General features: G+C 55.9%; 11 protein-coding genes and 2 pseudogenes. 5 read left to right on the top strand and 8 right to left on the bottom strand.

Annotated elements, in window-relative coordinates; translation table 11 throughout:
- Positions 1-425 (top strand): annotated as a pseudogene (locus ACZAHD_RS12775) (aspartate:proton symporter); the annotation flags it as partial.
- Positions 426-436: 11 nt separating this feature from the next.
- Complete coding sequence (locus ACZAHD_RS12770) at positions 437-1,447, top strand: Ldh family oxidoreductase (RefSeq protein ID WP_462457102.1); 1,011 nt, start codon at positions 437-439, stop codon at positions 1,445-1,447.
- 139 nt (positions 1,448-1,586) lie between these two features.
- On the opposite strand, the pseudogene ACZAHD_RS12765 reads toward ACZAHD_RS12770, so the two are convergent.
- Together ACZAHD_RS12765 and ACZAHD_RS12760 are read right to left on the bottom strand one after the other, a co-directional pair.
- Positions 1,587-1,719, bottom strand: a pseudogene (locus tag ACZAHD_RS12765) (amino acid deaminase); the annotation flags it as partial.
- A 2-nt stretch (positions 1,720-1,721) separates the two neighbouring features.
- A complete protein-coding gene (locus ACZAHD_RS12760; RefSeq protein ID WP_462457101.1) occupies positions 1,722-2,255 on the bottom strand; it encodes a GNAT family N-acetyltransferase in 534 nt (177 codons plus the stop codon).
- A gap of 32 nt (positions 2,256-2,287) precedes the next feature.
- Between ACZAHD_RS12760 and ACZAHD_RS12755 the strand changes: the two genes are divergently transcribed.
- Complete coding sequence (locus ACZAHD_RS12755) at positions 2,288-3,121, top strand: GNAT family N-acetyltransferase (protein WP_462457100.1); 834 nt, start codon at positions 2,288-2,290, stop codon at positions 3,119-3,121.
- A 42-nt stretch (positions 3,122-3,163) separates the two neighbouring features.
- Here ACZAHD_RS12755 and opgB read toward each other — a convergent pair whose 3' ends face one another.
- From opgB to ACZAHD_RS12725, 6 genes are all read right to left on the bottom strand, one after another.
- Positions 3,164-5,455, bottom strand: a complete 2,292-nt coding sequence (opgB, locus tag ACZAHD_RS12750) for a phosphatidylglycerol--membrane-oligosaccharide glycerophosphotransferase (RefSeq protein ID WP_462457099.1) — start codon at positions 5,453-5,455, stop codon at positions 3,164-3,166.
- A 257-nt stretch (positions 5,456-5,712) separates the two neighbouring features.
- A complete protein-coding gene (locus ACZAHD_RS12745) occupies positions 5,713-6,207 on the bottom strand; it encodes a YjjA family protein (protein ID WP_462457098.1) in 495 nt (164 codons plus the stop codon).
- Between the two features lie 65 nt (positions 6,208-6,272).
- On the bottom strand, positions 6,273-7,010 hold the full coding sequence (dnaC, locus tag ACZAHD_RS12740; RefSeq protein WP_462457105.1) for a DNA replication protein DnaC: 738 nt from the start codon (positions 7,008-7,010) through the stop codon (positions 6,273-6,275).
- A gap of 2 nt (positions 7,011-7,012) precedes the next feature.
- Positions 7,013-7,552, bottom strand: coding sequence for a primosomal protein DnaT (gene dnaT, locus ACZAHD_RS12735; RefSeq protein ID WP_462457097.1), 540 nt, complete (start codon positions 7,550-7,552; stop codon positions 7,013-7,015).
- 201 nt (positions 7,553-7,753) lie between these two features.
- Positions 7,754-8,227: a threonine/serine exporter gene (locus ACZAHD_RS12730; protein ID WP_462457096.1), complete on the bottom strand. Its 474-nt coding sequence runs from the start codon at positions 8,225-8,227 to the stop codon at positions 7,754-7,756.
- A complete protein-coding gene (locus tag ACZAHD_RS12725) occupies positions 8,218-8,994 on the bottom strand; it encodes a threonine/serine exporter family protein (RefSeq protein ID WP_462457095.1) in 777 nt (258 codons plus the stop codon). The genes ACZAHD_RS12730 and ACZAHD_RS12725 overlap by 10 nt, the downstream gene beginning before the upstream one ends.
- A 285-nt stretch (positions 8,995-9,279) precedes the next feature.
- Between ACZAHD_RS12725 and pobA the strand changes: the two genes are divergently transcribed.
- Entirely contained in the window at positions 9,280-10,464 is a 1,185-nt protein-coding gene (gene pobA, locus ACZAHD_RS12720; protein ID WP_462457094.1) for a 4-hydroxybenzoate 3-monooxygenase, read from the top strand.
- Between the two features lie 22 nt (positions 10,465-10,486).
- Complete coding sequence (locus tag ACZAHD_RS12715) at positions 10,487-11,356, top strand: helix-turn-helix domain-containing protein (RefSeq protein WP_462457093.1); 870 nt, start codon at positions 10,487-10,489, stop codon at positions 11,354-11,356.
- Positions 11,357-11,396: the final 40 nt, after the last annotated feature.

Below are 11,396 nucleotides of genomic sequence, written 5' to 3'. Positions count from 1 at the left end.
TGACCGCCGCAGGGCTGCGCCGTAACGCGCCGGATCTGCCGCGTCCCTTCCGCGTGCGGGCGTTCGCGATTCTTGGGCCGGTGTCGTTCATGATCTCAGCGCTGATTGTGTACTGGTCAGGCTGGGCAACGCTCTCCTGGCTGTTGGGGCTGCAAATCGTCATGTTTGTGGTCTACATCCTGTGCAAAAGCAAAGTGCCGGTACATACCGTCAGCCTGGCGCAACAGGTGAAATCCTCGCTGTGGCTGATTGTCTTCTACGCACTGATTATGCTCTTTTCCTTGCTGGGCAGTTTTGGTGGTATTAATGAGATACCTCACCCCTGGGATACGGTGCTGGTAGCGGTGATGTCGCTGGGAATTTATTACTGGGGCGCGCGCAGTTGTCTCCCCCAGGCGAATTTTAGCGGAGACGAAGAAGAGTAGAGGAGAAGGTCATGGAAACGGTAACCCTATCGTTACCCGAAGCTTATGCACTGGCGATGCGAGCACTGAGCGATAATGGATTCAGCGAGGATCACGCGGCGGCGGTTGCGCGCAACGTCATCGGTGGGGAGCGCGATGGCTGCGCTTCCCACGGCCTGTGGCGGCTACTGGGAATCGTTGACACCCTGCGTAAAGGTAAGGTATCCCCGGATGCCGGGCCGCAGATTGACGACCGGGCGCCGGGGATTGTTCGCGTCGATGCCGGCGGCGCGTTTTCGCTGCTGGCGTTTGAGCGGGCGCTACCGCTGCTGGTGGAGAAGGCGCGCCACAGCGGTATCGCCGCGCTGGCCATCAACCGCTGCGTGCATTTTTCGGCGCTGTTTGCCGATATCGAACCGTTAACGGATGCGGGCCTGGTCGGGCTGGCCTGCACGCCGGGCCATGCATGGGTGGCGCCAGCGGGCGGCAGCTTGCCGCTATTTGGCACCAATCCTGTCGCCTTTGGCTGGCCGCGGGGCGATAAGCCGCCATTTATTTTTGATATGGCCACCAGCGTGGCAGCGCGTGGCGAGATTCAATTGCATCAACGTGTCGGGAAAGCGTTGCCGGAAGGATGGGGGATTGATAGCCAGGGCCAGCCGACCACGGACGCCGGAGAGGTCCTGGCCGGGGCGATGCTGACCTTTGGCGGCTATAAAGGTTCGGCGCTGGCGACGATGGTCGAGCTGCTTGCCGGGCCGCTGATTGGCGATATGACCAGTGCGGAATCGCTGGCATGGGACGGTGGTGCGGGCGGGCTACCCTATGGCGGAGAGCTGATTCTGGCGCTGGATCCGCAGCGGTTCCTTGGCGCTGAGGCGGGGGCGCATCTGGCTCGCGCGGAGACGCTGTTTAACAGCATACAGGCGCAAGGGGCGAGACTCCCGGGCGAACGGCGCTATCTCTGCCGCCAGGAGAGTGAACGCCAGGGCGTTACCATTAGCCGTTCGTTATTTGATGAGATTTCCGCGTTGTGTGAATAGTTAAGCCGCCTGCGGGTTTATCGGGGACCAGGCCGATCGGAAAGCGGTGGTTTCCCCGGCGGTGCTAAGCTTGCCGGGTTGCGGGAGAGCGGGTTTGCTCGTAGCTGAATAAGGCGTCAGCCGCTATCCGGGAACGTCATCAGAATAAGGTCTCCAGCTCCTCAAGTACGTTTAAGCAGCAGGGTTTTCCACTTGTCGAAGGTCAGACACGGATAGGAGGCGCCAGGCACCATAATATCTCCGACTTGCCATCGCAGCCCTGACCGGAGACGGCTTACAGCGCTAAGCACATGGCGCAGCGCGTCTCTGGCGCCAGTCCGTGGGCCGTTTCCTGCTGTCGCTTTGCCGCCAGACCTGCCGGCAGCGTTTGCTCATTCAACATACGAAAGCCCAGGCGGCGGTAAAAAGGCGCATTCCAGGGGACATCGCGGAAGGTGGTGAGGGTGAGCGCCGGATACGCCGCATGGCGAGCATGGTCAACGATCTTCGCTATCATCGCCCGGCCGATGCCTTTGCCTTGCCACGCCTGGTGAACGGAAATCTCGACGATAAACAGCGTGTCATCAAGCGCTTCGGTCAGCAGGAAGCCGGCAAGCTTTCCGCCGGCGACGGCGACCAGACTATGGCCACCCTCAAGAGAGAGACGATGTTGCTGGAGGTCGATTATCGGGCTATCTGCCAGCCAGGCCAGCTCCGGAATGAGGCGAAACGCCTGGGCCGCCGAGTGTTCGATGGCGGGCAGGAAGGGGATATCGCTCTCCGTGGCCAGGCGGAAAGTCGTTGCGGCGGTTATAGTGTTATTTTTCATCGCTTCAGCATAGCAATCTTCGGGAGAAATGCATGGCATTGATAGCCGTCCCTGCCATCAGTTTTAGCAGCGAGCAATTAAGCACGATTCTCAACGACTGTTTTGAAGATTATCTGGTGCCGGTTTCACTGTCGGCGGCGGTGTTTGTTCAGCGCTTCGGTTCTGAGGGACTGAGCCTGCTCGACTCCTGCGTCTGGCTGGACGGTGAGACGCCGGCGGCCATCGCCATCGTGGCCCGGCGCGGCAATGAAGCCAGGCTGGCGGCCTTTGCGGTGCGTCCGGCCTGGCGTGGAAAAGGCATCGGCCGTCGGCTGATGACACCGCTCATGGCTTCGTTACGGGAGCAGGGCGTGCGGCGGATGTGGCTGGAGGTGATCCGCGAAAACTATGCCGCGGTGGCGCTGTACCAGTCTTTAGGCTTTGTGGTTCATCATGGGCTATGCGGATTTGTCAGTACCCGGGCTGAGGCTGCGGCGGCGGTGCCGGAAGAGGGCGATGTGCTGCCTCTGTTGCGTAGAGCCGGAGCGGAGATCAACGGTCGTCTGCCGTGGTTGATGGACCCGTTCACCTTCGCCACGCTGCCATGCCGGGCGCTCACGCTGAATCAGCAGGCGTTTGCGCTGCTGGTAACCTTAACCTCCACGCCGCAGCTACAGTTTTTGTGGATTGAGCCCTCCGTTCGTGGCCGTGGGCTGGCGCATGAGATGCTGAGGGCGCTGGCCCGGCAGTTCCCCGGCCTGAGCACTTCGGTGATTATTCCTGAAGCCTTTACGCCACTGTTTAGTGCGGCGGGGTATGCGACCCTGGCGCTGAAACAATATGAGATGTGCGCGGAGTTCAGCAGGCTACCGCCAGCCGAATGCTAGCGAATGCGCCCCGGTTCGGACCCATGAGTCGGGGCGGCAGAGTTAACCGTCGCTTTTTACCACCTTAAGCTCCACCATGCCGATTCCTAGCTGACGCGGCGCGTGGCCAAGGATATTCCCTTCGTTGGTGGACTGTGGATCCGGTGGGACGATAATCAGCGTATCGCTACGCAACGGGTTATCGAAATGCAGCGTGGTGGTGGAGACTTCGTTAGCCAGGGTGAGAATTTGTTCACTGTCGCCCACGCGCACCGGGATCGGTTTATTGGCGTTCGGCCCGTAGGCTTTGGCGGTAATCACCAGATCGAATTTTTCCGGTAGCGGTTCTTTATATTCAATTTTCACTTCGCTGCCGAGCTGGGCATTGGACCAGCGGCCCCATGATTCCGGGCGGGAGATACCGCTGAACTGCCTGACCTCTTCCGGCGCGCCGGCAACGTTAAAGACAAAGCTGTCGGCTTTGTAACGAATATCGTTATCGACGATCTTCAGAGTATCGACGTTGCCTTTGTAGCGCTCCATATCGATAACGGTATCTTTAAACGCCGTTTTTCCCTGCCACCGGGGCTTATCAACATGCTGTACCTTCTGTTCGCCGCCGAGTTGGCCCTGGGACACGCACCAGTCGGTGGAGAGCGCCACCTCAGGGGACCACAGCTGACCCATTTTGTAGCAGCGATCGATCCACACGAAATTGTCCCGAGGGGCAAAATCGGCCAACTGGAAACGCAGCGGAGCAGAATATTCGCTCTCCGGCAGCGGCTCAACACGTTTATCGGATACCCGCAGCAGCAGGGGTAAGCGGAAATTGCTGCCGGAGAATGAGATGGTGTTCTTTGTGCTGTCGATGGTGAAGTTTTTCATCTCTTTCGGGAAGTTCCACAGGCGGATGATATCCGGTTTCCACGCCAGCACTTTCTCTTTCATATTCATGAAAATACCCGACAGCGATTGCCCGGACAGGCTGCTGCGGCCCAGACCGATAAAGTTATCGCCGCCAAGGATGTCCAGCACCGTCGCGCCGTTGTCCATAGTATTGCGCTTCACGGCCAGCGTCTCCTGCTGCGGCTGGTCGCCGCGCAGAATAAAGAACAGGTTGCTGCGATCCTGTTTGTTGAGATAATCCCAGGCGGTGTTTTTCATCGCCAGATGATCGGAAGAGACCACGATGACCGTATTTTTGAAATACGGTGATGCTTGGATTTTCTCAATCAACGCCGCGATATGCTCCTGACTACAGGTGACCGCGCTAAAGGAGAGGTTCTTTTTCCCGCCGATATCATAGCTTTTACGCTGGCAGGTACGGGAGATAAAGCCGTCAGGATGGTGGGTGTCGACTGTCAGCGCAAAGAGCGAAAAGCGTTTACCGGATTGAGAAAGCGCTTCGAATTTCTTCCAGGTTTCGTCCAGAACCGTGTCATCGTAGAAGCCCCAGTCATTGCGGTAAGCGGGGTCGGCGACCGTGGTTTTCAGCTCTTCAGCGCCGTACAGGTAGTCAAAGCCATGTGATTTCAGAAACACATCTTTGCCGGCGAAACGCAGGTTGGCGCCCTGCACAAAATAGTTTTCATAGCCGGAGTTTTTCAGAATGTCGCCGAGGCAGATATTCTGCGGGAAGAAGCTGGAGACCGAGGCGGAGGCATTGCCTTCAAACGGCGCAAACAGAGGGATGCCGCACTGGGAAGCCACCATGCCAGCGATGGTGTAATCGGTACCCGGAAGCTGGGTGGTGTTGCTGAAATCGAGGCCTTCGTTTTTCAGTTTGCCGAGTTCAGGCGTCAGATCGGGAAAGGCGTCGTTATCGAAATAGGTGCGTTCAAGGCTTTCCCCGTAGATATAGACCAGGTTCAGCTTCGGGTTCGGAATGCTTTTCGCCGGTTCTTTGTAGTAGGCGATAAAATCGGGATCGCCGTCGCGGGACTGCGATTTGACCAGCTCGCTGATTTGACGAAATGCCGGGCTGGCATCGACGGAGGCCAGCGCCAGGACCAGCGCCAGCAGGCTGTAACCGAAGTGATGAGGATGGTGGCGACGGCGACGCAGCACCCATCCCAGCGCGCTGAATACGAACACCAGCGCCGCCGCCAGGCCGACGCCGGGAAGAATATATTTACTGACGCCAGCTCCGGTCAGGCTGTTGGTCAACGTGTAGAGGACCGCGTCGTTAATTCCGTCGCCGGTAAAGTAGTTGCTGGCATAGAGGGTAATATTAAGAATCACAAACAGTCCCAGCACCGTTAACGTGGCGGCAAACCACCAGGTGTTACGACCGGCTTTTAAGGCATAAATCACCACCGAGGTGAGGAACAAGGCGATGGATAACAACTCTGACACAATTCATCCTCATTAGCGCCAGTTGACCGCTGGCAGGATTGACTATTTTCCACACTACACTGTAATTGCAGTGCCATATGGCTGCAATTGTAGAGTCATTAAACTGTGCAGTGGTTCAGAATTGGTTTAGAAATCGTCATTTTTGATCGCTGTCACATCCCTGAACAACACGGATCGTGCGGTGAAAAATGATGAAAATCATCGCTGGAGCCGCGTTAACAGCGCTAAGGCGTTAAACGCGGCGTCAATGAGAAAAATCAGGAGAGAAAGTTAACACCTTGTTTTAAGACCAGATCGCAGGCTTTGGTTTTCACTTTCTCCGCCAGCGGGCTGTTGCCGAGGGTGTTGAGGTTCAGCTGCTGACCACGATTATTGCTCAGAAGACCCTGTAACCCTTCCAGATAACTGGTGTCCTCTTTCTGTTTTTCCGGCGTGCTGAGGCCGAGTTTATCCAGAACCTGATTTTTAACGTTTTCCGTATTGGTGACTGAGGCCAGCTTTTGTTTGGCGCAGTAGGACATAATCCCGGCGGCATTGTTCATGCTGCTGGCGGTCATGGACTGAGTGCCGCCGTTCAGCAGGCTGGTCAGCGAGGAGATCGACAGAGCGCCGCTTTCCTGAGAGCCGCTGTGGCTGCTAAGCTGGCTGGCGGCGCTGGAGAGAGAGTCCTGCCAGGAGGCGGCGTGGGTAGCGGCGGCAAAAAAAACGCTGGCAATCAAGGTGCTGCGGAATAAGAATTTTGCAGATTTCATCAGTGTACTCATCATGGTTACTTACGCATTTCTGCAGTATAACCCCGGCTGAGTTCGGAAATATCTCAATACTCTTTGCCGGTGACCCGATGACGATAGCTATCCCAGTTGAAGATGACCCACAGACTATTGCCGAGACGCATACGATCCATAACGCGCTCGCCAAGCAGCTTGTTCATCTCGTCCATGTTGCTGTTGGTCAGCATCCCGGTCGGGCGTTTTGAGGAGGAGCGGCGATCGACAATCTGGTTAATGATCACTTTCTCGTAGCGCGACTCCGTCTGCATCCCGATCTCATCGATCACCAGCAGATCGACCTTGCTCAGATCGTTAAGGAGCTGTTCTTCGCTGGTTTCCCGATTGCTAAATGTCTCTTTCATCGCTGACATAATATCGGCGACGGTAATGATTAATACCGATTTCCCGCGTAGCAGCAGCTCGTTGCAAATCGCGGCAGCCAGGTGGTTTTTGCCGGTGCCGGGTTTGCCGGAAAAGATAAAACTGGCAATATTGCCATCAAACTCTTCAACGTACTGGCGTGCCCTGGACAGCGCGTTCATCTGGCCTTCGCACTCGACCCGGTAATTTTCAAATGAACAGTTCTGGTGTAGCGGACGGATGCCAGAGCGGTTAAACGTCCGCTGCATTTTCATGGCGCGGTTTTCGCGCTCCAGCGCTTCAGAACGCAGTTTGCCCTGCTCTTTTTGCCAGGCCAGCAGCTCTTCGCCGGTTTTAAACGCCGGTTCGACATGGGCTGGCATCATTTTTTGCAGACGCTTCATCAGGTCGCCAACGTTTTTCATGCTCATCCTCTGAAACCTCGTGGAATATGGCTGTCCGGTTCGCTGACCGTATTCACATCGCGCCGCGGCTGACCGCCGTTGCTGGCCCGGCCGATCTGTACGCTGCGTGCCAGCTTTTGCTGCCATTGCACATGATGAAAGACTTTGCCTTCCGCTTGCCAGTAGGCGACAAACGCCGCCAGCTCTTCCGGCGTCACCGGTTGGCTGAGGGCGATGCCCCAGAGCGCGGCCAGGCGCTGGAAATCAGCGTCCGGCTGCCAGTCGGCATACATGGCGAATTTCCCCACGGGGATCGCGGTTGGCGCTACGCTGTGTTCGTCAAAAAACTGCGTAGCGAGCGCAACATCGCTGCCGGGGAGAGCCAGCTTTGCTTCCAGTTCAAGCAGCTGCGCCAGGCGTTCCGGCGTGAGTGCGTAGAACGCTGGGGCATTGTTGGCAAAAACGGCAACCGCGCCGCTGGCCGATTTTGCGAGAACGGCCGCGTGGTCCTGAATAAAATCATCCAGGCCGCTAAAATCGGTGGTTAACATTCGCGAAGACATAACACTATCTCAATTCTCAACAACCATAGAGAGGGGGCATCGCCCCCGGATACCTGTTGTTTTTCAGGTGCTTTAGAGCTGACGACGGGCGTTAATCCGGCCCGCTGGCTTCAAGCAGCGTATCGGGATCCCCTCCGTTGTCGCAGGGAAGCAAACTGAAATCCATTGGCTATAGTAGCACAGCGTCCGGCCAAATCCCTGTTATACCCGCGGGCGCTTACGGTACAACCAGAGACCCGGAATGGAAAGACCGATAGAGAGGGCGCCCACGATGGAAGAGGCCTTGAGGAAATTACTCAGCAGCATGATCATCATCTCTTCCGAGTAGCCAAAATGGCTGATTTTCACCGCCGAGATCATCGCCGTATAGGCAGAAATACCGGGGAACATTGGGATCACGGCCGCGACGGTGAAAATTTTGGGATGCGCCAGGTACCAGCGGGACCATTGAATACCGATGCTGCCAACCAGCATAGCCGCGAGGAACGTCGCCCACTCAATATTAAACCCTGCGGTCATCATGACCATGCGTGAACCGTGACCGATTGCTCCCAGTAGCGCACACCAGCGCAGCGCGCGCTGCGGGACGTTAAACACCATGGCGAACCCAGCGGCTGGAATGGCCGACAGCGCCATATCCTGAAGCAGAGGGATCAGATACGAGATTATGCCCATCCGCGTAGCCCCCACATGGTCATTGCCATCACCACGCCAATGCAGGTGGCCAGCGTCAACAGGCTGGCCAGCGCCCAGCGCGCCAGGCCGGTATTGATATGCCCTTTAAACATATCCGCAACGGCGTTAATCAGAGGGAAGCCAGGTACCAGCAGCAGCACGCTGGCGGCCATCGCCACTGTTGAGGTATTGGTAAAGACGGGAAGGCGCAGCATCAACCCGGAGATGGTGGTGGCGACAAAGGCGGTAAGACAGAAGTTAATCTGCGGATGCATCGATCGATGGGTCAGGAGCTGGCGAATATACATGGCGATAGTGCTGGCGCAGAAGGTCACCAGCGCACCGTCCCAGCCGCCGTTGTTGAGTTTGCAGAAACAGGCGCAGGAGAGTCCCACCATCAGAACGACCAGCCAGCGTGGATAGCGCAGCGGCTTAATCTGCGTAAAGCGCTTCTCCACATCTTTATAATCCAGCAGCTTATGCTCGACCATAATCACAATATGTTGCACCTCCGTCACCACGTGCATGTTGATGCCGCGATCGACATTTTTACGCGTAGAGGTCAGGCATTCGCCGTCTTTAATCGTCGTGAGCACAATCGCATTCGAGGAGATGGCGCTTTCAACGCTGTCCATGCCGAGCGCCCGCCCCAGACGAGTCGAGAGCTCCTCAACCAGCGCGCTCTCTGCGCCATGCTGTAACAAGAAAAGTCCACACTGAATACATAATCGCGTAATTGTGCGCTGAACTGCCCGATCTGCTTGCATAAGTACCCGCTGTCCGTTACATCCGCTGCTGTCGTGTCTGTTGATACTTTAACCTGAACTCGCGCTTTCTCTGAGGGGGAGCGGATCAAACAATGTGCAAAAAGTCGCCGCTGGCGGCCGAGTAGAATTTGAACTCTGCCACACTTTCTTAAAACTGTTGAAAAGTGCATTTTTTGTACGGATTTTTGCCTTCTTTTTCCCGTCCGGGTTATCAAAAATGCAGGAGAGCACTTTTATTAAACAAAAAACAAACAAATAATTAACCGTCGGGAGTGAGGCAATCCTATGAAAACACAGGTCGCGATTATCGGGGCTGGCCCTTCCGGGCTATTGCTGGGGCAACTGTTGCATCATGCCGGGATCAAAACCGTTATTCTCGAGCGACAAACGCCGGAATATGTGCTGGGGCGCATCCGGGCGGGGATTCTGGAAAGTGGCACCGTTGAACTACTGCGAGAAGCCGGGGTATCCCAGCGCATGGATGCAGAGGGGCTGGTACATCATGGAGTTGAGTTTTTGTTTGAGGGGCAGCGGGTACCGGTTGCGCTGACGGAACTGACCGGCGGAAAAAGCGTGATGGTCTACGGTCAGACCGAAGTCACCCGGGATTTAATGGCGGCTCGTGCTGAATGCGGAGCGCCGGTTATTTATGGCGTCAGCGACGTGATGATTCAGGATGCGAAGAGCGACCGGCCGACAGTCTCTTTCGTCAGCGGCGGGGAAACCTGTCGTCTGGAGTGTGATTTTATCGCCGGTTGCGATGGTTTTCACGGTGTCTCGCGACAAAGCATCCCGCGTGACATTCTTAAAGAGTATGAAAGTGTCTGGCCGTTTGGCTGGCTGGGGCTGTTGTCGGACACGCCGCCGATCAATCCGGAGCTGATTTATGCTCATCACGAGCGGGGATTTGTTTTATGTAGTCAGCGCTCACTAACAAGAAGTCGCTACTATTTGCAGGTCCCGCTGAGCGATAAGGTTGACGCATGGTCGGACGAACGTTTCTGGGATGAGCTAAAGCGCCGCCTGCCGGATGAGCTGTCTGATAAGTTAGTAACTGGTCACTCACTTGAGAAAAGCATTGCGCCGCTGCGTAGTTACGTGGTGGAACCGATGCAGTACGGGCGGCTGTTTCTGGTAGGCGATGCGGCGCATATCGTGCCGCCGACCGGCGCAAAAGGGTTGAATCTGGCCGCTTCCGATGTGAACTATTTGTCGCGCATTCTGCGGGAATATTATCACCGTGGCCGCACCGATCTGCTGGCGAGCTACTCGCGTTTTGCTCTTGATCGGGTGTGGAAAGGGGAGCGGTTCAGTTGGTTCATGACCCGCCTGCTGCATGATTTTCCGCAGCAAAGCGAGTTTGATAAAAAAATGCAGGCGGCGGACCGCCGCTATTACCTCGGATCGCGCGCCGGGTTGACCACCATAGCGGAAAACTATGTGGGCTTGCCCATGGAGCGCGTGGTGTAGGGAATCAACAGCTGGAGTCATCATGCAGGCCACCAATACCGTTCCCGTTTTTAAATTGTATGGCGAAGAGCGCGACTGGCCGACGCCCGATCTTCTGCATTGCGAGTCGATTTTGCAGCGCAGCAGCCTGTATGAGTGGCATATCCGCATGCATCAACATGCGGAGATGGTGCAACTGCTCTATTTACATAAAGGCAGGGCGGAGATCGAAATTGAAGGGACAACCACCGTGATGACCGAATCCTGTATTCAGGTGGTGCCAGCATTGTGCGTTCATGGGTTTCGTTTTTCACCCGGCACTCAAGGTTATGTTTTGTCACTGGCGCTGCCTCTGCTCAGCCATTTTGAACGCCAGTTTGGCCGCCTGCTTGATGTCCTCGGTCAGCCGCAATGCGTGCCCGTTAACCATTCCCGCGGGCATATCCGTGCGCTGTTTACGGCATTACAGGAAGAGTATTGCGAAGAACTGGACGCCCGGGAAATGATGCTGCACTCGCTCCTGGGCGCGCTGCTGGTTTGGTTGAACCGACAGTGTCTCCCGACGTCGGTCACCGAAGGGAAAGCGGAACGAAAGCGCAGTGTCATGCGCCATTTTTCTCGTCTTATTGAAAGTCATTACCGTGAACATCTGCCGCTGGCGGAATACGCCCGTCAGGTTGGGCTGTCGGCGACGCACCTCAATTATTTGTGCCGTGAATTTCATGGCTGCAGTGCCTTAGGTGTTTTGCACCAAAGACTGATGCTGGAAGCGCGACGTAATTTGCAATATACCTCCATGACTGTGACTCAACTTTCTGATTATTTGGGGTTTTCAGATGCAACTTATTTTTCCCGTTTCTTTCGTCGCTATAGCGGCGTGTCGCCAAAAACATTCAGGAATGAAATTAAATAAAATCTGATGTGATAGGTTTTGCGTAATTGTTTCTAAAGTC

This window comes from Raoultella sp., assembly GCF_039594335.1.
Lineage (GTDB): Bacteria > Pseudomonadota > Gammaproteobacteria > Enterobacterales > Enterobacteriaceae > Klebsiella.
The sequence above is the reverse complement of the archived record's forward strand: the minus strand, read 5'-3'. Positions and strand labels throughout refer to the sequence as shown.